This window comes from Fodinibius salicampi (genome assembly GCF_039545095.1).
In the GTDB taxonomy this organism is placed as follows: domain Bacteria; phylum Bacteroidota; class Rhodothermia; order Balneolales; family Balneolaceae; genus Fodinibius; species Fodinibius salicampi.
The window spans coordinates 431,015-455,386 of the sequence record NZ_BAABRS010000002.1 but is presented as its reverse complement, the minus strand read 5'-3'; the positions used below and the strand labels follow the sequence as shown (position 1 = coordinate 455,386).

General features: G+C 44.3%; 16 protein-coding genes and 1 riboswitch. All 16 genes read left to right on the top strand.

The features are described 5' to 3' along the window. The first annotated feature begins 70 nt into the window (after positions 1-70). The 16 genes from ABEB05_RS09780 (at position 71) to murD (ending at position 24,304) form a co-directional block, all read left to right on the top strand. The gene (locus ABEB05_RS09780; RefSeq protein ID WP_265789715.1) at positions 71-1,768 is read left to right on the top strand and encodes a M1 family metallopeptidase; all 1,698 of its coding nucleotides are present in this window, start codon (positions 71-73) and stop codon (positions 1,766-1,768) included. A gap of 214 nt (positions 1,769-1,982) precedes the next feature. Further along, positions 1,983-2,098: riboswitch (SAM riboswitch) on the top strand. Positions 2,099-2,231: 133 nt separating this feature from the next. After that, positions 2,232-2,729: a CoA-binding protein gene (locus ABEB05_RS09775; RefSeq protein ID WP_265789714.1), complete on the top strand. Its 498-nt coding sequence runs from the start codon at positions 2,232-2,234 to the stop codon at positions 2,727-2,729. 11 nt (positions 2,730-2,740) lie between these two features. Beyond that, positions 2,741-4,057, top strand: a complete 1,317-nt coding sequence (locus tag ABEB05_RS09770) for an O-acetylhomoserine aminocarboxypropyltransferase/cysteine synthase family protein (RefSeq protein WP_265789713.1) — start codon at positions 2,741-2,743, stop codon at positions 4,055-4,057. 68 nt (positions 4,058-4,125) lie between these two features. Further along, on the top strand, positions 4,126-4,662 hold the full coding sequence (locus ABEB05_RS09765; RefSeq protein ID WP_265789712.1) for an OsmC family protein: 537 nt from the start codon (positions 4,126-4,128) through the stop codon (positions 4,660-4,662). Between the two features lie 53 nt (positions 4,663-4,715). Beyond that, positions 4,716-5,774 (top strand): homoserine O-acetyltransferase MetX, encoded by a 1,059-nt coding sequence (gene metX / locus ABEB05_RS09760; RefSeq protein ID WP_265789711.1) that lies wholly within the window; start codon positions 4,716-4,718, stop codon positions 5,772-5,774. Beyond that, on the top strand, positions 5,771-8,179 hold the full coding sequence (locus tag ABEB05_RS09755) for an aspartate kinase (protein ID WP_265789710.1): 2,409 nt from the start codon (positions 5,771-5,773) through the stop codon (positions 8,177-8,179). The genes metX and ABEB05_RS09755 overlap by 4 nt, the downstream gene beginning before the upstream one ends. A 64-nt stretch (positions 8,180-8,243) precedes the next feature. Then, positions 8,244-12,800, top strand: a complete 4,557-nt coding sequence (gltB, locus tag ABEB05_RS09750) for a glutamate synthase large subunit (protein WP_265789709.1) — start codon at positions 8,244-8,246, stop codon at positions 12,798-12,800. Positions 12,801-12,865: 65 nt separating this feature from the next. After that, positions 12,866-14,347, top strand: a complete 1,482-nt coding sequence (locus ABEB05_RS09745) for a glutamate synthase subunit beta (RefSeq protein ID WP_265789708.1) — start codon at positions 12,866-12,868, stop codon at positions 14,345-14,347. A gap of 570 nt (positions 14,348-14,917) precedes the next feature. After that, positions 14,918-15,787: a hypothetical protein gene (locus tag ABEB05_RS09740; RefSeq protein WP_265789707.1), complete on the top strand. Its 870-nt coding sequence runs from the start codon at positions 14,918-14,920 to the stop codon at positions 15,785-15,787. A gap of 543 nt (positions 15,788-16,330) precedes the next feature. Then, complete coding sequence (mraZ, locus tag ABEB05_RS09735; RefSeq protein WP_265789706.1) at positions 16,331-16,798, top strand: division/cell wall cluster transcriptional repressor MraZ; 468 nt, start codon at positions 16,331-16,333, stop codon at positions 16,796-16,798. Beyond that, complete coding sequence (gene rsmH, locus ABEB05_RS09730) at positions 16,785-17,720, top strand: 16S rRNA (cytosine(1402)-N(4))-methyltransferase RsmH (protein WP_265789705.1); 936 nt, start codon at positions 16,785-16,787, stop codon at positions 17,718-17,720. Before mraZ ends, rsmH begins: the two co-directional genes overlap by 14 nt. A 20-nt stretch (positions 17,721-17,740) precedes the next feature. After that, the gene (locus tag ABEB05_RS09725) at positions 17,741-18,148 is read left to right on the top strand and encodes a hypothetical protein (protein ID WP_265789704.1); all 408 of its coding nucleotides are present in this window, start codon (positions 17,741-17,743) and stop codon (positions 18,146-18,148) included. Beyond that, positions 18,149-20,302: a penicillin-binding transpeptidase domain-containing protein gene (locus ABEB05_RS09720; RefSeq protein ID WP_265789703.1), complete on the top strand. Its 2,154-nt coding sequence runs from the start codon at positions 18,149-18,151 to the stop codon at positions 20,300-20,302. Between the two features lie 26 nt (positions 20,303-20,328). Continuing rightward, positions 20,329-21,807 (top strand): UDP-N-acetylmuramoyl-L-alanyl-D-glutamate--2,6-diaminopimelate ligase, encoded by a 1,479-nt coding sequence (locus ABEB05_RS09715; RefSeq protein ID WP_265789702.1) that lies wholly within the window; start codon positions 20,329-20,331, stop codon positions 21,805-21,807. Next, complete coding sequence (mraY, locus tag ABEB05_RS09710) at positions 21,807-22,943, top strand: phospho-N-acetylmuramoyl-pentapeptide-transferase (RefSeq protein WP_265789701.1); 1,137 nt, start codon at positions 21,807-21,809, stop codon at positions 22,941-22,943. The genes ABEB05_RS09715 and mraY overlap by 1 nt, the downstream gene beginning before the upstream one ends. Further along, positions 22,940-24,304: a UDP-N-acetylmuramoyl-L-alanine--D-glutamate ligase gene (gene murD / locus ABEB05_RS09705; RefSeq protein ID WP_265789700.1), complete on the top strand. Its 1,365-nt coding sequence runs from the start codon at positions 22,940-22,942 to the stop codon at positions 24,302-24,304. The genes mraY and murD overlap by 4 nt, the downstream gene beginning before the upstream one ends. Positions 24,305-24,372 lie beyond the last annotated feature (68 nt).

The following is a 24,372-nucleotide window of genomic DNA, read 5'->3' as shown; positions in this document are numbered from 1 at the left end:
AGAGCCCACTCTTATTTTCCCACTTAACTCTCTTTATCAAATATTATTTGACTGACATACTAAAATTTTCATGAAAAATATCTCTATAGTTCTGTATTGCAGTTTCCTACTGTTACTTATTACAGCCATAACCTTGCCGGCTACCGCTCAGAACTCCGGCGTACTTGCTACTCAAGCCGACAGTCTCCGGGGATCCATCACGCCACAGCGCGCCTGGTGGGAAGTGGTCTATTATGATCTGAATGTGGCCGTTATGCCTGAAGATTCAACGATCAGTGGATATAATAATATTACCTATCGTGTCACCGATCAACCTGCCCGGCTGCAAGTTGATCTGCAGGACCCCTTGAAAATTGATCAGATTAAGCAGGATGGGGAAGAATTATCCTATGAGCGTGCAAAGAATAGCTACGCTTATTTTGTGAATATGCCTAATAATCTGCAAAAAGACTCGCTTTACACCCTTTCCGTATATTACCAGGGAAAACCGAAAGTAGCTGAAAATCCACCTTGGGATGGCGGCTTTATATGGGCACAGGATTCACTCGGCAATCCCTGGATCGCTACTGCCAACCAAGGACTTGGTGCCAGCGTCTGGTGGCCAAATAAAGATCACCAGTCCGCCGAGCCCGACAGTATGAGCATCAATATTACGGTGCCTGATGAAATTAAAAATGTCTCGAATGGTCGATTAAGAGATACCACTCGGCATGATAATGGCATGACCACTTGGCATTGGTTCATTTCCAATCCCATTAATAACTATAATATCGCCGTTAATGCCGGCAATTATGTAAACTTTAGCGAAATCTTTGATGGCGAAGACGGCACGCTCGATCTCAGCTATTGGGTTCTGGAACAAAATCTCGACAAAGCAAAGAAACAATTCCAGCAAGTTAAACCGATGATGCGCTGTTTTGAAGACTGGTTTGGACCTTATCCTTTTTATGAAGACAGCTTTAAGCTGGTAGAAACGCCTCACCTGGGCATGGAGCATCAGAGTGCGGTAGCCTATGGGAATCAATATCAAAACGGATATATGGGCCGGAATCTTTCCGGTTCCGGCTGGGGACTTAAATGGGATTTTATCATTATCCATGAGGCTGCTCATGAATGGTGGGGCAACAATATCACAACCAATGACATTGCCGATATGTGGGTCCATGAAGGCTTTACCAGTTATTCGGAATCTATCTATACCGAATGTCGCTTTGGAAAAGAAGCCGCACGGGAATACACTATTGGATTACGCGCTAACATTGAGAACCGGGAGCCCGTGACCGGTCAATACGGACTTAATAATGAAGGGTCGGGGGACATGTATTATAAAGGACATAATATGCTCCATACTATTCGCCAGATTGTAGACAATGATTCTACCTGGAAAGAAATTCTCCGGGGAATCAACCGGGATTTCCGTCATCAAATTGTAACTGCTGATCAAGTTGAGAAGTATATTATAGAACAGTCGGGCAAAGATCTGGATGATCTGTTTGACCAGTACCTGCATTATGCGAGCATTCCGGTTTTCCAATACTATATTGATGATCTAAATCGCCTGCACTACCGATGGAAAGCAGACATTTCGCATTTCAATATGCCACTGAAGATAGCCGAGGGTAAAGGAGATTATTATTTTATCTATCCGGTATCTAACCGTTGGAAAATAACAAAGGTAGACAAAGGAAAAGATTTCAAGACAGATCCCAACTTCTATATTGATACAGAGCGCATATCCAACGAGGAGTCGGTCAATGGGAACAATTGATCTTTACATTTGTAAGATTTACGAAAATAAGTTATGTTAGGCTTGAAATTAAAAACGACCTATGAAACAAATTATTAAACATATTGCCTGCTGGATGTGCATTATACGGCTATGTATGCCTAATACACATCCGAAGGACTAATTTGTTTCATTCTTGAGACAGTTTAAAAAGCCCTTCGGAAAATCCCGAAGGGCTTTTTTGATTTAGTGAATGATCTTATCAAGAAAGGCTGAGGGATCAGGCCCGAAGAAGCCTTAGCAACCGCTTGGTGCGTTAGCGCCAAGGTTAGGTGCTACATCCTGCTCCGGTAGCTCGGAGGAAGATAAGCGAGAGGTTACCATAAAAGGTAAAATTAACATAAGCCTCTTTCGAAATCTTCTCCCGACGACTACCGGCAGATTTCGAAAGGGGCTTTTTTGATTTAATGATTTTTTGAAATTGATACATAAATAACAAGCGGTAATGCGTACGACTTTTAACAACTGGTACGATGAAAAGATGCGGGCAACCGAGGCACTTAATGCCGAAACCGACCGTGCCGAAAAGACGCTGGAGGAGGCTACGACCATTGCCATTGTCGGACTTTCCCGCAGCTTTCATAAGGATAGCCAGTTTGTCGGACGCTATCTCAAAAATGCCGGATATAATATTGTGCCGGTAAATCCAAAGGCAGATGAGATTTTGGGCGAAAAATCCTATCCGGACCTCAAAAGCATTCCGTTTCCTATTGATGTAGTGGATGTCTTTTTACCTCCGGACGTACTGCCGAAAGCAGTTGACCAAGCCATGGAACTGGATCCCAAACCCAGGGCCATTTGGTTACAGCTGGGCACGGGCGACCAACCGGCAGAAGAAGAAAAACTAAAGGGATCCGGTATTGAACTTTATCAAAATCGTTGCATTAAAGTAGATCATCAATTTCTCATTCGACCGAAAGAAAAATCAACATCTAACGCTTAATATATAACACCATGAGTACTAAAGAAGAACGCGATCTAAAATTTGAGACGCTGCAACTACATGCAGGACAAGAACCCGATCCAACTACAGGATCACGGGCGGTTCCGATCTATCAAACAACCTCTTATGAGTTTGATGATACTGAACATGCCGCTACACTTTTTGCATTAAAAGAGTTCGGAAATATTTATACCCGGATCATGAATCCCACCAGCGACGTTTTTGAAAAACGTATAGCTGCACTGGAAGGCGGTGCTGCCGCAGTTGCTACTGCCTCCGGACAATCGGCACAGTTTATGAGCATTGCTACTATCGCCCAGGCTGGTGACAATATCGTATCTACTCCTTTTCTGTATGGAGGAACCTACAACCAGTTTAAAGTAACACTCCCTCGTCTCGGTATTGATGTAAACTTCGTTGAAGAAGATACCCTTGAAAGCTATGAGGCAGAAATTGATGAAAATACAAAAGGTATTTATGTAGAATCGATCGGGAATCCCCGGGGAAATGTACCTGACTTTGAAGGGCTTTCCGAAATTGCCCAAAAGCACGGTATTCCACTGATTGTAGATAATACGTTTGGAGCAGCCGGAGCTATTTGCCAGCCAATAAAACATGGTGCCAATATTATTACGGAATCGGCTACCAAGTGGATTGGCGGACATGGTACCAGCATTGGCGGCGTGATTGTAGATGCCGGTAACTTTGACTGGGGTAACGGGAACTTCCCGCTTTTTACGGAACCTTCACCGGCTTATCACGGACTTAATTTTTGGGAAACCTTTGGTCCCGACGGACCTTTTGGAAATATTGCGTTTGCTATTCGTGCTCGTGTAGAGGCCCTGCGCGATTTTGGATCGGCACCTTCGCCTTTTAACAGCTTCCTGCTGCTGCAAGGTCTTGAAACGCTGTCACTACGTACTGAGCGGCATTGTGAAAATGCGCTAAAACTGGCTAAATGGCTGCGGGAACAAGATGTTGTTGATTGGGTCAATTACACCGGACTCGAAGATCATCCGTATCATGAGCGTGGAAAAAAATATCTAAACGATGACAAATTTGGAGCTGTACTCACCTTTGGTGTCAAAGGTGGATTTGATGCTGCCCGTACATTCATTGAAAACGTGGAAGTTGCCAGCCACCTGGCGAATGTTGGAGATGCCAAAACGCTGGTTATCCATCCTGCATCAACCACGCACCAGCAATTGAGTGATGAAGAACAGGCATCCAGTGGCGTGAAACCAGATCTCATCCGGGTATCTGTTGGTATTGAACATATTGACGATATCATCGAGGACTTTGAAGAATCCTTCAAAAAAATAAAATAGGACTCAATACATCATATGTGCCTTGCAGGAATCCCTGTAAGGCCATATATAACATTTATTATCAACTTATGAGCACTGTTAAAGAAAAAAACAGTCTTGATAAAAATATCATCAAGGCGGTACAAACACTGGCCAAAGATATAAAAGGCAACCCTAAAAATGCGGATGTAACTTTTAAAGCCGAATCAAAATTGGAACAGGGCTTACAATCAAAGGTCAATATCCGTGATTTTCATTTTATTTCAGATGAGCCAGAAAGTCTGGGCGGAACTAACTTGGGGGCGAGTCCGGTAGAATACGTTCTTGGTGCATTAGCTGCCTGTCAGGAAATTGTAATTAAAGCACATGCGCTGGCACTTGGAATAGAGGTAAAGTCTGTTACGGTTCAAGCGACTGGAGATTTAGATTTGCAAGGATTTCTAAATTTATCAGACGATGCAAGAGCAGGCTTTAAGAATGTTGAATTATCGACTGAAATTGAAACAGATGAGAAGGATCAAGAAAAATTAAATCAGCTTAAAGAAATTTCCTTCAAAAACTGTCCGGTTTTGGACATTATACAAAATCCCGTCCCAGTTCAAGGCAGTATTAATTTCGTTAATTAAAATGTGTTAAATTGACTAAACTGTTTAGATCTGTCTGACAGCGATACAAAGTTATGAGTAAAGGCATACAGCAATATAAGTTTAAAGAACCTTTTGTTACCGAATCGGGTTCAGCTATTTCCAAACCGGAAGTGGCTTACCAGACCTGGGGTGAGCTTAATAAAACCCGTGACAATGTTATACTTGTATGCCATGCGTTAACCGGTAATACGGCAGCTGATGAATGGTTTAAAGGTATTTGGGGTAAAGGAAAAACACTTGATCCCCAACAACATTTTATTATTTGTCCCAATGTATTGGGCAGCTGTTACGGTAGCAGCGGTCCTACCAGTATCAACCCGGAAACGAGCGAACCATATCGGGCGGACTTCCCGACAATTACGATACGCGACATGGTTCGACTGCAGCAAAGATTAATGGATGAACTTCAAATTACCGGTATAGAGATGGTAATCGGTGGTTCAATGGGCGGAATGCAGGCCTTGGAATGGGCCATTATGGATGACAGACCGCAATCAGCTGTTCTCATCGGCATGGGAAAAGCTCACAGCCCCTGGGCAATTGGAATTAGCCATGCCCAGCGACAAGCCATTTACAACGATCCCAACTGGAAAGAAGGCTACTACTCGGAAGAACATCCTCCCAAAGAAGGACTTGGATTGGCCCGCATGATTGCAATGATCAGCTATAGAACCGATGCCGATTATGAAAACAAATTTGGACGAGAACCCCAACCGGAAACGGATCAATACCAGGTAGAATCATATTTGAACTACCAGGGCAAGAAGCTGGTAGAACGCTTTGATGCTGTTTCATACGTTCGACTTACAGAAGCGATGGATTCACACGATATCGCTCGGAATCGCTCCTCATATAGACAGGTTCTGGGTAAGATTGATATTCCGGTTATGGTTGTAGGGATCGATACTGATTTGCTTTATCCGGTACAGGAGCAGAAGGAGCTGGCTGATTTGTTACCCAATGGCCGTTACCGGCTGATACAATCAGAACACGGACACGATGCGTTTCTTATTGAATTTGAACAACTCAATAATATTCTGGTACCTTTTTTAACTGAAAAACCAACATCGACGATTTATCCTCAGCAATGAAGAAATCCTCTTCAAAACATATCCTGAAATTTGGTGGTACCTCGCTGCAGAACAAAGCTTTTATTGAACAGGCCACCCAAATTGTAATCGACCGTGCCAAATCGGTAATGCCTGTGGTAGTTGTCTCTGCGGTCGAAACGGTCACAGATGCGCTCATTGAATTGACGGAAGGGGATAAAGATACTGTGACTATCGATAGCAAAATCGATAAATTAAAGCAGAAACATCTGGATCTGTACGATCAGCTTGCAGACCCCACCGATCCCCGCCGCGAACAACTGCTAAATCTTTTTGAAGAACTTCGCCAAACGATTGATGATGTGCAGTTGAAAACTTCTGACTTTCGGGCGTGGAAAGATCGTATCTTATCAATTGGCGAACGCGCTTCCGCAAATATATTTGCCGCTACCCTTTCTAACAAGGGACTCCCTGGCAAGGCTTTTGAGGCTTATCAGTTTATTAAAACAGACTCCACCTTTGGACAGGCGAACGTGCAGGCCGACTCCACCCGTAAGCTGGTGCGTGAATTTCTCCAGGAATCAAATGCCATTCCGGTGGTCACCGGTTTTATCGGTTCGGATGCGCAACAACGTATCACTACATTGGGGCGGTCGGGATCTGATTATACGGCCGGACTTGTTGCTGATGCCCTTAATGCAGATCAACTGGAAATCTGGACCGATGTAAATGGAGTACTGACAGCTGACCCACGATGGGTCCCTACTGCCGAACCTATTGAAGAACTCAGTTTTACTGATATTGGTGAATTATCAGCTCATGGGGCCAAGGTGATCCATCCCAAAACCATTCGCCCTTTAAATGACAAGGATACCTCAATTCTTGTTAAAAACAGTTATAATCCGTCTCATCCGGGAACTCGTATTAATGCTACGCACAAATCTAATGGTTCTTTTAAAACAATTACCGTGACGGGACCTTTTATTCGCCTCCAGACCGATGACCAGTATAGCTACAACTTGCTGAAAAATCTGGAACAGTGGCTGCAGGAAGAACCCGACTCCGAAGCACTTTCCTATAATCGAAATTCTGCATTTGAACCGGCCCGTTTTTTACTGCGACAATCGCTGTATGAAAAACATAAAGACCGGCTCCAAAAATGGGCAGAAAAGCAAGACATAACGCTAGAGCCGAAGAAAGATATTTATAAGGTCAAAAAATTCAGTAATCACTTCCAGGATGAACAGCTAACCGAACGAATTTGGAACCTTTTAGCTTCTAACAATCTACGACCGCTTCATATTAACAGAAATAGAGATGAACGTTTTATTTCTTTCCTGTTTGAAGAAGATGAAGCTCGTCGCGCCGCCCGCTTGTTAAATGATTACCTGCAGCATCATCGAACAACGATTGATCTCTTTATTGCCGGTACCGGAGCTGTTGGACAAACACTACTTAACAAGCTCCAGACAATGGATACCGACAAGCACCAGTTCCGCTTACTGGGAAGCTGCAACAGCCGATATGCCCTTTGGGATGACCGGGGTCTGAATATTAATTCTGACCTGGACTGGTCGGATGCATCAGAAACCGACTGGAATATTTTATTGGATAAACTTATCCAGCCATTCCGCCACAACCTGATTTTTGTAGATGCTACCGGAAGCGAAGAAGTAGCAAGATTATATCCTAAACTTTTTACACACGGCATACATGTTGTGACTCCCAGCAAACTGGCCAATACTTTTGAACAATCATTTTTCGATAAGTTACAAGCCGAGGCAAAGAAAAATAATGCCTATTTCCGATATGAAACGACTGTCGGAGCTGGCCTCCCCGTTATTTCTACTATTGAAAAGTTGCTGGATAGCGGTGATCAGATTCAGGAAATATCGGGAGTTGCATCAGGTACCATGACTTATCTTTTTAATCAACTGGAAGAGGGCGTACCGTTTAGTAAAGCTACCGTCAAGGCACGCGAACTCGGATATGCAGAACCTGATCCGCGTGACGACCTATCCGGGGAAGATGTAGCCAGAAAATTTCTGACACTGGCCCGAACCCTTGGATATAAGATTGAACGCAATGAATTACAGGTTGAATCACTTATACCTGACGAGCTTGCGGATGTTGACAGAGAAACATTTCTAAACCGATTAGCAGAATATGATCATTACTGGGAACAGCGGATGCAAGAAGCACAAGAAGAAAATAAGACACTCCGCCATACTGCCCTGTTAACTAATGGTACTATCAAAATAGGTGTTCAAAAAGTACCGGTAGATTCCCCTATCGGGCAACTTCGAGGCACTGATAATCTAATTCAAATTATTTCTGATTTTTATAACAAAACACCTTTAATTATCCAAGGTCCCGGAGCAGGTAAGGAAGTGACGGCTGCGGGCGTTCTTAGTGATATTGTCAAAACAGCAAAATCGCTGACTTAAGGGTTATTATTTTTTAGCAATCAATCATTTCACCTCCATCAAAACAAACTAAATTAGACATAACATGTTTCAAGATCAGGGTTTATATCAATCCCGCCACGAACATGACGCATGCGGCATAGGATTTGTAGTAAATTTCAAGGGTAAAGAATCGCACAAGATTATAAACCAAGCACTTACCGTGCTTCACAATCTTGACCACCGTGGTGCTACCGGAAGTGAAAGCAATACCGGAGACGGTGCCGGAATTCTAATACAAATACCACACAAATTTCTGACCGAATCCTGCAGGGGATTGGGTATTGACCTGCCGGGCCGCGGCCAATATGGGGTAGGCATGATCTTCCTGCCACAAGAACGAGAAGACCGCCTGGCCTGCGAAGAAGTAATTGAAGATATTGTCCGTAAAGAAGGACAGGAAGTACTCGGATGGCGTAAGGTCCCCACTGATAACTTTTACCTGGGACAATCTGCTAAAGATTCTGAACCATCGGTCCGTCAGTTGTTTATCGGCCGAAACCCGGATATCGAAACCCAACTTAATTTTGAGCGAAAGCTGTATGTCATTCGTCGTAAAATATCCAAGCGAATTGAAGAAAGTGATCTTAATCAAAAGGATTTCGTATATGTTCCGAGCCTTTCTTCACGCACCCTTATCTATAAAGGGATGCTGACGTCTACTCAGCTGAAAGCTTTTTATCCTGATTTATCCGACCCCCGTATGGAGTCGGCACTCGCACTGGTACACTCTCGTTTCAGTACCAATACATTCCCCAACTGGAAACTGGCGCATCCCTTCCGCTATCTTATCCATAATGGTGAGATTAACACGCTGAGGGGGAATCAAAACTGGATGCACGCTCGCGAAGCTCAGCTCTCAACCGATCTTTTTGATGAAGACCTGGATGAGATTACGCCTATTATCCAGGAGGATGGAAGTGACTCGGCAAAATTTGATAATTGCCTGGAATTCCTTTTACTAAGCGGACGTTCTCTACCTCATGCTATGATGATGATGATTCCCGAGCCCTGGGAAAAACATGAAAGCATGGACGACGAGATGAAAGCTTTTTATGAATACCACAGCTGCCTGATGGAACCATGGGATGGCCCTGCTTCTATCGCATTTACAGATGGAAAAATTGTGGGAGCTACGCTGGATCGGAACGGACTCCGTCCTTCCCGGTACTATGTGACCAGCGATGACATGGTTGTCCTTTCTTCGGAGGTAGGCGTGCTTGATATTCCACCAGAAGATGTGGTATACAAAGATCGCCTGCAGCCGGGTCGCATGCTCCTCATTGATACAGAGGAAGGGCGCATAAAAAGTGACGAAGAAATCAAACATGAAATTGCCCGTGAGCACCCCTACCGAGAGTGGTTGGATGAAAATATGGTTGACTTCCATGATATTCCTTTCGAGGAAGAAAAGAAGTCACCCCCTGAGCATGATGAGATTATCCAACGACAAAAAGTATTTGGCTATACTTATGAAGACCTTAATGTGAATGTAGGTCCGATGGCCGAAGACATGCTGCAACCGGTCGGCGCTATGGGAAATGATGCCCCTATTGCCGTACTCTCCAATGAACCGCAGCTGCTTTATAATTACTTTAAACAACTTTTTGCACAGGTTACCAATCCACCGATAGATCCCATACGGGAAGAGCTCATTACTTCTACCGAAACTATTTTAGGATCGCAGGGGAATATTTTGGATGTTTCTCCGGAAAACTGCCGGCAGATACGTTTAAAGTCCCCCATACTTAAGAATGAGGAAATTACCCAGCTCAAGGATATTGATCTGGAAGGATTCAAAAGCAAAACGCTTCCCATCCTTTTTGATGTCGATAAAGGAGGTGATGGCCTGGAAAAAGCACTGGATGAACTTTTTGCCGCGGCCGATGCCGCTATTGAAGAAGGAGTTAACATCCTGATTCTTTCTGATCGAAACTTTAATCGCCAGAAAGCTCCTATTCCGGCGCTGCTGGCTGTAGCAGGACTGCATCATCATCTCATTCGTTCAGGAAACAGAACGGACGTTGGGTTAGTACTGGAGTCGGGTGAGCCCCGGGAAACACACCATTTCTGTACGCTGCTCGGATATGGCGTAGAGGCGGTAAACCCATATATGGCTTACGAAAGTATCCATGACCTTATTGAACAGGGTCACCTTGATCTTTCTTTCAAGCGGGCACAAAAAGGATATAACAAAGCCGTTCTTAAAGGTATTGTAAAAGTGATGTCGAAAATGGGTATCTCAACGATTAAATCGTACCGAGGCGCCCAAATTTTCGAAGCGCTTGGCCTGAATAAAGAACTGATCGACAAGTACTTCACCTGGACCGACTCTCGTATTGAAGGTATCGGTTTGGATACGATTGCCGAAGAGGCCAAGCTTCGCCACCAGCAGGCCTATCCTAAATATCGCACAAATGGACAGGTACTCGATGAGGGCGGGGCCTATAAATGGCGAAAAGACAGTGAATATCACGCATATAATCCAGAAACGGTCCATACGCTTCAATTAGCTACCAAAAATGGAGACTATGAACTCTATAAAGAGTATGCCAGTTTAATAGATGATCATTTCGATCCGCCTCCCACCCTGCGGAGTTTGCTGGACTTTGATATTGATGAATCGCAGTCTATTCCTATTGAAGAAGTTGAATCGGTTGAGAGCATATGTAAGCGCTTTAAAACTGGTGCTATGTCTTATGGATCAATTAGTAAGGAAACGCATGAAGCATTGGCCATTGCCATGAATCGCATTGGAGGAAAAAGCAATACCGGTGAAGGCGGCGAAGATCCCGAACGCTTTACCCCGGAACCCAATGGCGATTCAAAAAACAGTGCCATTAAACAGGTTGCCTCTGGTCGCTTCGGTGTAACCAGCGAATACCTGACTAACAGCAATGAAATCCAAATTAAAATGGCACAGGGAGCCAAGCCCGGTGAAGGCGGCGAGCTTCCCGGCAAAAAGGTTTACCCATGGATTGCCGATGTACGGTTTTCAACTCCGGGAGTGGGACTTATTTCGCCACCACCGCATCACGATATCTACTCTATCGAAGACCTTGCTCAGCTAATTCATGACCTGAAGAATGCTAACAAAAATGCCGACATCAATGTGAAGCTGGTAGCGGCCGTGGGCGTAGGTACTATTGCCACCGGGGTTGCCAAAGGACATGCTGATGTTATTCTCGTAAGCGGCCACGATGGGGGTACCGGGGCCTCTCCGCAAACCAGTATCAAACACGCTGGCTTGCCCTGGGAGCTGGGAATCTCAGAAACCCATCAAACCCTGGTTCTGAATGATCTGCGAAGCCGGGTCAAACTCGAAACGGATGGACAGATTAAAACCGGACGCGATATTGCTATAGCTGCACTTCTGGGAGCCGAGGAATTTGGATTTGGCACCAGTGCTCTCATTACGCTCGGCTGTATCATGATGCGTGTATGCCACTTAAATACCTGTCCCGTGGGTATTGCCACTCAGGATCCCGAACTGCGTAAGAAATTTACCGGCGATCCCCAGTATGTGGTCAATTTCATGAAGTTTATGGCCCAGGACTTGCGCGAGTATATGGCAAAATTAGGTTTCCGCACAGTTGACGAGATGATTGGTCGTACCGACAAGCTTTATCAACGGGATACCGATCACTGGAAAGCCAAATATCTCGACTTATCGCCGGTACTTCATAAGCCCGATGTTGATAAAAGTGTTGGTATTCGACGCACAAGAACCCAAAATCACGGGCTGGAAAACGCGTTGGACATCCAGACCCTTATGGATCTTTCACAACCAGCCCTTAAGGACGGTAAAAGTGTACGCGCCACCTTGCCCATCAAAAACACCAACCGCGTTGTTGGTACTATACTGGGCAGTGAAATTACACGTAAATACGGGGCAAAAGGTCTTCCCGAAGATACCATCCACATTAAGTTTGATGGTTCGGCGGGACAAAGTTTTGGCGCCTTTATACCAAATGGAATGACACTTGAACTGGAAGGCGATGCCAATGATTACTTTGGCAAAGGTCTTTCTGGGGGTAAGCTTATTCTCTACCCGTCTAAAAATGCCCGATTTGATCCGGCGGAAAACATTATTGTCGGAAACGTCTCATTTTACGGTGCTACTGAAGGACAGGCTTATATCCGTGGAAAAGCGGGAGAACGTTTCTGTGTCCGTAATAGTGGCGTCCATGCTGTGGTTGAAGCTGTAGGAGATCACGCCTGTGAATATATGACCGGAGGACGTGTAGTCGTTCTTGGTGAAACAGGACGTAATTTCGCAGCCGGGATGTCGGGTGGAATAGCCTATATCCTTGATCTCAATCAACAGTTCCATAAAAAATGCAATACCGACCGGGTATTACTGGAACGCCTGCAGGACGAGGATGAGATTAAACAAGTCTATGAGATGATCCGCCGACACGCAGAATACACCGATAGTCACCGGGGCTGGAAAGTATTGGGCAAATGGAATGAAATGATTCATCGTTTTGTAAAGGTTATGCCCAAAGACTTCAAAAAAATGCAGCAATCCATTACAGAGGCCGAAGAAAAAGGACTCGACAAAGATGAAGCCGAAATGGAAGCCTTTCTGCAGAACAGATAATCATCTAATCGATTTCATTGTACAACAGTAAATAAAGAATATTGTAATAATATAGATTTAATATTATGGGTAAAATAACCGGTTTCATGGAGTTCGAACGTAAACCGTATCCGAAAAGAGATCCCAAAGAGCGAACCAAAGATTGGGATCAGCTCCATGAATCTTTAAGTGAGGAAGAGCTCGAAGAACAAGGCGCCCGATGTATGGACTGTGGTATTCCCTTCTGCCAGACCGGGGAAGCTAAAAATGGAGCAACCATGGGTTGCCCTGTCAAAAACCTTATTCCGGAATGGAATCACCTGGTCTATAAAGGCAAGTGGAAGGAAGCGCTGCATCGTCTTCTCAAAACAAACAATTTTCCTGAATTTACCGGGCGTGCCTGTCCGGCTCCCTGCGAAGGTTCATGTGTTCTTGGCATTATTGATCCTCCCGTTGCTATAAAAAGTATTGAGCAGGCCATTATTGACAAAGGTTATGAGGAAGGATGGATGCAACCAAATCCCCCTGAAGAGCGTACCGACAAAAAAGTGGCTGTTGTGGGATCTGGTCCTGCGGGATTAGCCGCTGCCGATCAGCTCAACAAGGCAGGACATAATGTAACGGTTTACGAACGGGATAAACGCATTGGCGGTCTGCTTATGTATGGCATCCCCAATATGAAGTTAGAGAAATCTGTCGTCCAACGCCGGGTCGACCTAATGACTGAGGAAGGCGTGAATTTCGTTACAGAAACTGAAATAGGTACGGATATTCATGCTACTGAACTCAATCAAGAGTACGATTCCGTTATTTTGGCTGGTGGGGCAACCAACCCAAGAGATCTCGAAATAGAAGGACGTGAATTGGACGGCATTCACTTTGCAATGGAATTTCTCCATGCCAACGTCGAAAAATTCCTCGATGATGAGCACAAGAATGAGTTTATCTCTGCAAAAGATAAAGACGTCATTGTCATTGGCGGTGGAGATACGGGAACAGACTGTGTAAGCACCTCTATGCGTCATGATTGCAAAAGCATCACTCAATTCGAGATCTTACCCCAACCTCCCGAGGATCGGGCAGAAGATAATCCGTGGCCCGAATGGCCTCGTATCTACAAACTGGATTACGGCCAGGAAGAAGCCAAGGCTGAGTTTGGGGACGACCCCCGGGAATACTTGGTTATGACCAAAAAGTTTGTAGGTGACGGAGAAGGTAATGTTAAGGAATTGCATACCGTTCGGATTGAATGGAAAACCAATGAAGACGGTCGCAAAGTTCCTCGTGAAATTCCGGGAACCGAAAAAGTTTGGGAGGCTGACCTCGTACTGCTGGCAATGGGATTCTTGGGACCTGAAAGTCCAGTCCTGGAACAGCTTGAAGTTGAACGCGACGAGCGATCCAATGCCAAAGCAGAGCATGGGGATTATCACACCAGTGTAGATGGGGTGTTCGCGGCCGGTGATATGCGCCGGGGACAAAGCCTGATCGTTTGGGCAATTAATGAAGGACGCGGAGCCGCCCGTGAATGCGACCGCTACCTTATGGGCGAAACCGAACTTCCCTGATGATTGGAATTACATCTTAATTGGGAGGAAATTACTAGGTTCTTATAGGACTTTCTAACCTTGGTTAAATTTCATTCATAATTAAGCTTTTGATCTGGATATTTTGCAGTTTACTCTCAGAGATGCTGGAGAGTATTAACCATCAGGAAAGCTTACTTAAAAAAATTAGTAATATTCAGAGCATCAAAAGCTAATCATCTATATAAAGCTTATTACATAAAGAGATCAAAAGGCCGATCGGGAGATTGGCCTTTTCTTTTTTAATATCTTTTCCATTTACTCTGTTGCCCTATCAGATTTATATCTCCATAAGTAGTCGATCCTAAAAAAAATTGAGAGACAAATAGCTCGGGTGCGGACTCATGATTCATGTCAATAAAGTGCCCTAGAAGCGGGAGGAACACATCGTATTAACCTTGAAAAAGGATTCTGCCTATCATAAGTTCAAACTTTCTGAGGGAAAGCTTCCATGAGTAGCATTCAACCGGATAAACGCATTTTACTTAGAAAGTGATGAATTAATTGTGTAAAATTTATTCTCCGTTAAATTCTCAATTGCCTTTTCATATCATGAAAAAACGACTGTTTTTACTTTTTTTATGTCTTCTTTGTATCGTGAATGCCGGTAGATTGCAGGCCCAAAATCAACCGGAATTTTATAAAGTTATTACGGTACAGAACGAAACATTTGTCGGGGAGTTGATTTCTGAAGATGATAAAAGTATAACTTTACAAACGGAGTCCCTGAGCCGGGTGACCATTGAGCGGGTAAACATTGAAAGCATAGAAAAAATTAGTGCCGATCGAATCAAGAATGGTGGGTACTGGTTCGAAAATCCACAGTCTACAAGATACTTTTTCTCTCCAAATGCCATTAGCCTACGGAAAGGCAAGGGGTATTACCAAAACACATGGGTTTTGTTTAATAATGTGAACTATGGAATTTCGGATAACCTTTCTATTGGCGGAGGCTTAGTTCCGTTGTTTCTTTTTGGAACTGGAGAAACTCCAGTTTGGCTTTTACCGAAAGTTTCGATTCCTGTTGTTGCAGAAAAGCTATACTTAGGTGGTGGAGCAATGATTGGTGGAATTGTGGGAGCAGATACGGAAGCTCTTGGGATTTTATACGGTGTTGGAACTTTTGGAAATCGCGATAGAAACCTAAGTGTATCTCTGGGTTACGGATATGCAGGCAGTGACATCTCGAACACGCCGGTTATTAATATCAGTGGATTGATACGAACCGGACGTAAATTTTATCTGCTGACTGAGAATTATTTTGTCCCGGGTGTGGATGAGAGTGGAATCATTTCTGCGGGTATTCGATGGGCTCCAGAATCTTTCGCTCTCGATATTGGGTTGTTCCGTCCCCTTGTCGATGCCGGCGGCCTTATCGGAATTCCGTGGCTTGGCGTCACAATTCCTTTTGGCAGCGAATAAATAAAATTGCCATCCTCACGCACCAGCATTCTTTATTTGCTGAGGAGTATGCTTGTGATGACAAAAAATGGTTAAAAGAAATAAAAATATTTAACTGCCGGAGTTACTACTTTATTTGTTTCAGTCTCCATTCTTAAAATTAATCGGTCGGGACACATCGTGGAGTTGTAATAAAGAGAGCTATCATAAACCGCAAGGTTTTTGACACAAAAGAAAGTTATTAGGGAACAACTACTTTAATTCAGTCATATCTTTGTTGGCAAGATTTCCCAATAATATCCCACTCTCTACCACTTTTTATCCTAAAATGACCAAAAATACGATTTAAATCTTAATAAGACCTTTTAAAGCTGATCAAGAAGGTTTTTATCCAAAAACTCATCCTTAAACTAGCTCCAAAAATAATTATTTGATATTTCTGCAATAAATTCTTGACATATTATAACCTTTCGGGGTACATTGTGGGGTGAAGTGGGAGAATGTGGGAGTTCAAATCCACTTGTCGAATTCGATAACAATTGCTGTAATTCTGGGGACCTTATAATGCCGAGCTTTAAAGGCCAATACGAACATAGTGTCGATAATAAAGGACGCGTTAGCTTCCCGGCTAAACTGCGTAAAGCTCTCAGCCCCCAGGCACAAGAGCGTTTTACCATATTGAGAGGTCTTGAACCCTGCCTTTATCTCTACCCAGAGGATGAATGGCAAAAAGTAGAAGACCAACTTGCCCAGATCAACAGCTTTACCAAGGAAGGTCGAACCGTAAAGCGCAATTTCCTGCGTTTTGCAGAAGACCTGTCTCTGGATAACCAAAACCGCATTCCTCTACCTTCACAACTGACAGACTGGGCCGGCATCGATGGCAAAGCCATTTTTATTGGCAGCGGCGAACGCATAGAAATATGGTCGCCTGAAAAACTAGAAGAGGTCGATTCCGGCTTAGATTTCGAATCGTACCAAGAACTTTTTGAGCGGGTAATGGGCGACGATGATAACCATGACCAAGAATGATACATATTACGAGCATCAGCCGGTATTGCTGGAAGAGTCCGTAGAATATTTAATTACGGACTCCCAGGGTATCTATATCGATGCTACACTTGGCGGTGGAGGACACAGCCAGGCATTGTTATCTCATCTCGACAGCAACGCTCAACTCATTGGTATAGATCAGGATGACGAAGCCCTGTCTGCAGCAAATGCACGCATTGGCCAAGATAACCGTTTTTCTTCCATAAAAGGCAATTTCGGATATCTCACCCGGCTATTATCCCCAGAATTACACGGTGAGATATCCGGAATCCTTCTCGATCTCGGTGTTTCAACTCATCAAATAAAAGAAGCCGACCGCGGATTTACCTTTCAAAAAGAGGGTCCGTTAGATATGCGGATGAGCAACCTTCGGGGAATCACAGCATATCAGGTTGTAAATGAGTACTCCTATGAAGAACTCCGTGATGTGATCTATCATTATGGCGAAGAACGGTTAAGCCGCGAAATCGCAAGCGAAATTATTGATCGCCGTCCTATTGAAACGACAACTGAGCTGCGCGACGCCGTTGAGGCCGTAGTATATGGCAAACACCAAATCAAAAGCGTAGCACGTGTTTTTCAAGGCATCCGGATAGAAGTAAACCGGGAATTGGATATGCTGCGCCAGGTCCTCGACCAATCGCTCGAGTTGCTAAAGACCGACGGACGTATTGTAGCGATCAGCTATCATTCGCTGGAAGACCGAATTGTCAAAAGATTCTTCAGAGCAGGAAACCACAAGGGAGAAATAGAGAAAGATTTTTATGGCAATCCCCTCTCTCCCATCGAAGAAATATCGGGAGGTATTATCCGTCCCTCTGAAGAAGAAGTCGAACAAAATCCGGCTGCCCGAAGTGCCAAGATGCGGGTAGCTCAAATCATAGATCCCCCGGAGGTGTAGTTATGCTGATAAAATCTCCGATGAAGAAAAAAAAGGTTCGACCCAACAAACGCAAAAAAAGCAGCGAGGGCAGTAAACAATCATCTAAATCCAAAAAGAAAGTATATGGTAAACGAGTAAATAATAATGGCAAGAAGAGTCGTTTTTCGCTTCCAAAAGTTACACTTAAACCCTGGAAAGTAATCCTCGGGGCCGTGGTGTTGGGAATATTGGGCATGTTGTATTTAAATCATGTCTTTGCAACCCAGGAGCTCCTACGCGAGGTGCAACAATTGGAACGCGAATACAATCAGGCCAAGCGGTTGCACGGCAGTTATCAGCTTACATACGACCGCATGATCGGTCCCGCAGAAATCTATGATAAAGCAAAAGAAAACGGATTCATTAACGGTGGTCCGGCAGAAAAAGTAATTAAGGTGGAAAAATAAATGGCAAAAGAACATTCCGGCATATTAAACCGAATGTTTGTAGTCTTTGGACTGGTACTATTAGTACCATGTGCCATTGGTATGCAGCTTTTCCGCATCAACTTTATCGAAGGACCTGAATTACGACAGCTATGGAGCGAACAGGCCATTGACTATATTTCTATTCCTGCCCAGCGCGGCAATATCTACGATGCCGACGGCAGTCTTCTTGCAACCAACTCCGTTGCCTATAAAGTAGCTATTGATCCCAAGATATCAGGACTTACACAGGGAGAGATCCACCAAGTCTGTGATACACTTGGAAAATATGGCTATTTATCATCCCAAGGCTATTTTCAAAAAATTAACCGGGCCTCTCAGCGATCCCGATATGTGGTTCTGGATAAGAACGTGAAAGCCCAGGCATACGAAGCGCTTCGACAGATGGATATCAGAGGGGTCATTCTGGAAGAAAATTATGAGCGGCGCTATAGCTTTAATTCACTTGCAGCACATGTTTTGGGGTTTACAAATTACAAAATGACAGGAGTAACGGGCCTTGAAAAGGAATACAATGAACAGCTGCATGGCGAAGATGGTGTCCAACAGGTTCGGCGAGAGCGCAACGGAAGCATTTATGCCTATGTAGGTGCGCCTCGTAAGCAACCTCAGCAGGGACATTCTCTTTATACCACCATCGATTCGCATATACAAGCTATTGTTGAAGAAGAGTTAAAGGCAGGGATCGAACGAACTTCATCCGCTTATGGATCTGCTATTGTTATGGATCCGAAAACAGGAGCCGTCAAAGCAATGGCCAACTATCCTACCTACGATCCTAATGATCCTTCGACACTGGGTAAAAACAACCGGCGGAACTTTGCTATCTCAGACATGATTGAACCCGGCTCTACATTCAAGCTTGTAACCGCCATTGCTGCTGTTGAACAGGGGAAGGTTGACTTTAATGAAAGTTTTGAAACGCCGGAGAACGGACGAACAAAAATCCATGGACAATGGATGCGTGATCATGATCCATTGGGTACGCTCTCATTTCCCGAAGTTATTGAACAATCCTCAAATGTTGCTACTTCTGAGATAGCTATGCGACTTGATGAGGACACTTTCTATCAGTACGCCCGAAACCTGGGGTTTGGAACGCTGACTAATATTGATTTACCCAGTGAAGAGCCAGGGCGTCTGCCCAAGCCCTATGAATGGAGTAAGGTAACTCTCCCATGGATGTCTATTGGGTACGAGGTTCAGGTTACGCCCCTCCAAATAGCACAGGCTTATGCCGCTTTTGCAAACAAGGGCAAGATGATGCGCCCCTATATTGTTGATAAGGTTGTTAACAGCGAAGGCAGCACAGTATGGAAGCAGGATCAGGTTACGGTTCGTCAGATCGCTAAAGAAGAAACAATTAATAAGCTTTTCCCGGTTTTTCAGCGTGTAGTCTCTGACTCCGGTACGGCAGATCTTGCCCAAGTGGAGGGACTCTCTATTGCGGGAAAAACAGGAACAGCCCAAAAGCTCGTCAATGGTCGCTATACCAACTCTTACCGGTCATCTTTTGTCGGTTTTTTCCCGGCTAATGACCCTAAATATGTAACTCTGGTCTTATTAGATAATCCAGATACATATCCCCCTTATGGCGGGCATACAGCCGGGCCTATTTTCCAGCAGGCGGCCAATCGCATTGCAGGACTCGATAACGATATCGAAAAACAAATTTTAGACCAAGAGATTGCCACCGAAACCTGGGCTATGGCCCCGGACTTAACAGGACTTACAAAGCAAGAAGCTGCTACCCTGCTCAACAAACAGGATATCCCATTTAATATAGAAGGGAGTGGCGATTGGATTGCTACCCAAACTCCCACTGCAGGAACGGGTCTTTCTCCAACGGATCAGATCACTCTTCAGCTCTCTAATCAAACAGCTGAAGTTGATACGACTGAACTTCCGGATGGATATTCCATCATCCCGGATGTTGGAGGAATGAGCATGCGCAATGCAAGCCGTCTAATCGCCGGTCGTGGCTACGAAGTTAAGCGAATCGGATCGGGAACTGTATATACTCAATTTCCTCGTCCTGGTGATCAAATGCAGAAAGGACGCACGATTACGATCCGGGGAAAAGCAAAATCTCTCAATAATCTTGTAAGCAAATAGCAAACTACTGAAGCTAAATACTGGACTTGAATTTTAACGAACTCATATCGCTTTGTAATCCCACAAACGTCTCCGGTCCGGAGCCGAATGATATTGGTGTGCTTCAGCACGACTCACGGAAAGTAAGCCCGGACGATGTATTTATTGCTATTCGAGGTATCCAGGCGGATGGACATGAGTACGTCAAAGAGGCCGTTGCACGAGGAGCTTCCGTTGTTATCATTCAAGAACCAGTTTCAACTGAAGAAGAAGTTTGCATAATACAGGTCGCAGATACACGAGGCCTTTTAGGTCCCCTTGCTCAGGCTTTTGCCGGCAATCCCGCTCAGAAAATGAAGATCATTGGTATTACCGGTACTAACGGCAAGACAACAGTAGCCACATTAACCTACCAAATACTCCAGCAACTAAATGTAACCCCTGCCCTCTTGGGGACTACGGGGAAATGGGTAGGAGGCCAAACAATGGATAGCAATCTCACCACTTCCGATCCGGTGGAGCTGGCCAAAGATATGCAGCAGGCAAAGGAAGCTGGCGCCACGCATTTGATAATGGAAGTTTCCTCGCACGCGCTTGATCAACAGCGGGTAAACGGTATTGATTTTGATATCGCTGCTTTTACGAATCTAAGCCATGATCATCTCGATTACCACCAAGATCTGAACAATTATGCACAAGCCAAGGCCAAGCTTTTTATCTCATTAAATCCGCAAGCTAAAGCCATCATCAACGGTGATGATGAGTACGCCATTCATATGATCGAAGAATGCCAGGCTGAAATTATTCGCTTTAGCTTCAATAAAGCTCTGGAGGTAGAATGCCAGGTATTGTCCAACAACACGGAAGGCCTTGTTATCCGCATAGGGAAAATACTTATTGAAAGCTCTTTGATGGGTACTTTTAATGCTTATAACATAACGGAAGCTTTCCTGATATGTCGATCATTTGGCTTTAAGAAAGAAGCCATTGCCGAAGCACTTGGCAAAGCTAATGGAGCACCGGGACGACTTGAACGACTCCCGCGTAAGGAAAAAACTCAGCCCTTGGTTTTAGTAGACTATGCTCACACTCCCGACGCATTAGAAAATGTACTTCGTACGCTGAGCGATATTAAAACCGAGCAGGAAACTCTCCACGTAGTATTCGGATGCGGAGGAAATCGGGATCATTCAAAGCGACCTAAAATGGCCGCCATTGCAGAAAAATATGCCAACAAAGTAATCCTGACTTCTGACAATCCCCGGGACGAAGATCCGGATGCTATTATTGAGGAAGTTTTAAGTGGATTTAAAAATCCGGAAAATATTGAGCGCATCACCGATCGGCGTAAAGCAATTGTCAAAGCTGTAACGAACGCTGACAAAGATGCTATTATCCTGATAGCTGGCAAGGGACATGAAACCTACCAGGAAGTAAAAGGAGAACGACATCACTTTGATGACAAAGAAATTGCTCTTGATGCATTAGACAACCGTAAGTCGAACGCTAAAAATACGGGGGGCTAATGTTATACGAACTCATCAGCTGGCTGGAAATTAATTACGAACCCCCTGGATTTGGGGCCTTTGAGTTTATTACTACACGAGCGGCTATCGCTGCGGCTATGGCGTTGTTTATCAGCATCATGATTGGAAGACAAATCATCAAATGGCTGGAGCACATGCAACTTCGCGAAGTTATTCGAGAGGATATCGGACTCGATAATCACCTTGGCAAAGCACACACACCCACCATGGGGGGACTTATTATCCTGTTAGCGATTTTGATTCCCGCCCTGTTATGGATGCCTATGGATAGTATTTATACCTGGATGATTATTCTGGTCACCTTAATCCTGGGCGTAGTAGGCTTTGTTGATGATTATATAAAAGTAGTTAAGAAAGATAAGTCGGGTTTAAGCGGCCGCCTTAAAGTAGCCGGTCAGATTACAGTAGGTCTTCTTTTGGGATGTACACTCTATTTCTGGCCGGAATTTCAGGATTTCAATACACTAAGCACCGTCCCTTTTCTTAAAAGCGTAAATATTGATTACGCTATTCTGGGAGAAGCACTTGGTTGGGTCATCTACATACCTATGGTTGTATTTGTGATAACGGCTGTAAGCAATGCAACAAACCTAACTGATGGCCTTGATGGACTTGCTGCCGGTACTTCTGCCATAGCGGGACTTATTCTAGGAATTTTTGCATACGTATCCGGTCGAACAGACTTTTCCAGCTTTCTGAATATTATGTATCTACCCGGTTCTGGAGAACTGACCATTTTTTGTGCTTCACTTGTGGGAGGATGCATGGGCTTTCTTTGGTATAACACGCACCCTGCCTCCGTATTCATGGGGGATACTGGATCGTTGGCCCTCGGGGGCGCTTTTGGTGCCCTTGGTCTCATGCTCCATAAAGAACTTTTACTGCCGATTGTTTGCGGCATCTTTTTTATCGAAACGATATCAGTCATCATCCAAACAACCTATTTCAAATATACGCGGCGAAAATACGGAGAAGGGCGCCGGGTTTTTCTGATGACCCCAATCCATCACCATTTTGAGAAAAAGGGATGGCCGGAATCAAAAATTGTAGTTCGCTTTTGGATCATTGCCGTTCTCCTTGGAATTCTAAGCCTCTTAACCCTAAAACTGCGATGATAGATGTAACTGACAAACATATCGTTGTGATAGGAGCTGCCCGCAGTGGCTTTGCTGCTGCCGTTTTATTGCAGCAGAAAGGGGCATCGGTATTCGTGACCGACCATGGTACGATTACTCCTTCAATCAAAAGGCAGCTGGAGAATCATAATATCCCTTTTGAAGAAAAAGGTCATACTAAACAGGCCCAAAAAGGAGATTTCGCGGTATTAAGTCCGGGCGTACCTACAGAAGCGACAGTCGTGCAATATTACCTCGAGTCCGGCAAAAAAGTATTTTCTGAAATAGAAACCGCCAGCTGGTTTACTGATGCGTCCATTACCGCAGTAACCGGGAGTAATGGCAAAACAACCGTTACCAGCTGGCTAGACCACACCTGGTCGTTGGGTAATATTAGCCATGAAACAGCCGGGAATATCGGTTATGCCTTTTCAGAGGCGGTGACCACCGATGCGGTAGATGACATTCTGCTGGAGGTCAGCAGTTTTCAGCTTGATCATATTGATACTTTCAAGCCGCATATCAGCATAATACTAAACATTACTCCTGATCATCTGGATCGCTACAATCAGGATTTCTCTAGTTATGCGGCCTCAAAATTTCGCATTACAGAGAATCAATCAGCTGATGACTGGTTTATCTACAATTATGAAGATTCAACAATCAGGAAGCATGTTGAATCCCTTAAAAAAAAAGAACGTCATCCAAAACTGTTGGCCTTTTCCGATCAACAGGAAATCGTCAATGGAAATGGAGCTTTTGTTCGAAATCAAAATATAATTCTAAAATTCAATCAACAGGAAGAGGTTCTAATGCCTACAACTGATGTAAAGCTTTCTGGTAAACATAATTTAAATAACGGCCTCGCTACGGCACTGGCCGCGCGGGCATCTGAAATTAAAAGTGATGTTATTCGCGAAAGCCTGAGCACATTCGAAGGAGTTGAACATCGATTGGAACAAGTGCGAACTGTCAACGGTGTCAGCTATGTCAATGACAGCAAGGCGACAAACATCAATGCGGTATGGTATGCACTGGATAGCTTTAACGTGCCTTTAACACTAATTATGGGCGGAAGAGACAAAGGAAATGATTACAGCGAACTTGTGGATCAAATCCGTAATAAGGTACATACAATTATAGCGATTGGAGAAGCGAAACCTCTGATTGAAGAGCAACTTAAAACGGTCGTTCCTCATTTTAAAACAGCTGAAAATATGAATGAAGCCGTCAGAACGGCAAAGCAGGGAGCCAAGCGCGGAGAAGCCGTATTATTGAGCCCCGCCTGCTCCTCGTTTGATATGTATGACAACTATAAACACCGTGGCAACGAATTTAAAAAAGCAGTAAATCGACTTTAGAAAGTAATCAGCTTTCAGTTTTCAGCTGTCAGAATTACTACTCTGATAGCTGAAAACTGAAGACTGAA

Excerpts from the sequence above, each read along its gene's own strand:
- mraZ (WP_265789706.1), top strand. The coding sequence starts at position 16,331 with ATGCCGAGCTTTAAAGGCCAATACGAACATAGTGTCGATAATAAAGGA.
- rsmH (WP_265789705.1), top strand. The coding sequence starts at position 16,785 with ATGACCAAGAATGATACATATTACGAGCATCAGCCGGTATTGCTGGAA.
- ABEB05_RS09780 (WP_265789715.1), top strand. The coding sequence starts at position 71 with ATGAAAAATATCTCTATAGTTCTGTATTGCAGTTTCCTACTGTTACTT.
- ABEB05_RS09745 (WP_265789708.1), top strand. The coding sequence starts at position 12,866 with ATGGGTAAAATAACCGGTTTCATGGAGTTCGAACGTAAACCGTATCCG.
- ABEB05_RS09755 (WP_265789710.1), top strand. The coding sequence starts at position 5,771 with ATGAAGAAATCCTCTTCAAAACATATCCTGAAATTTGGTGGTACCTCG.
- gltB (WP_265789709.1), top strand. The coding sequence starts at position 8,244 with ATGTTTCAAGATCAGGGTTTATATCAATCCCGCCACGAACATGACGCA.
- ABEB05_RS09720 (WP_265789703.1), top strand. The coding sequence starts at position 18,149 with ATGGCAAAAGAACATTCCGGCATATTAAACCGAATGTTTGTAGTCTTT.
- ABEB05_RS09775 (WP_265789714.1), top strand. The coding sequence starts at position 2,232 with ATGCGTACGACTTTTAACAACTGGTACGATGAAAAGATGCGGGCAACC.
- mraY (WP_265789701.1), top strand. The coding sequence starts at position 21,807 with ATGTTATACGAACTCATCAGCTGGCTGGAAATTAATTACGAACCCCCT.
- ABEB05_RS09765 (WP_265789712.1), top strand. The coding sequence starts at position 4,126 with ATGAGCACTGTTAAAGAAAAAAACAGTCTTGATAAAAATATCATCAAG.
- murD (WP_265789700.1), top strand. The coding sequence starts at position 22,940 with ATGATAGATGTAACTGACAAACATATCGTTGTGATAGGAGCTGCCCGC.
- ABEB05_RS09740 (WP_265789707.1), top strand. The coding sequence starts at position 14,918 with ATGAAAAAACGACTGTTTTTACTTTTTTTATGTCTTCTTTGTATCGTG.
- ABEB05_RS09770 (WP_265789713.1), top strand. The coding sequence starts at position 2,741 with ATGAGTACTAAAGAAGAACGCGATCTAAAATTTGAGACGCTGCAACTA.
- ABEB05_RS09725 (WP_265789704.1), top strand. The coding sequence starts at position 17,741 with ATGAAGAAAAAAAAGGTTCGACCCAACAAACGCAAAAAAAGCAGCGAG.
- metX (WP_265789711.1), top strand. The coding sequence starts at position 4,716 with ATGAGTAAAGGCATACAGCAATATAAGTTTAAAGAACCTTTTGTTACC.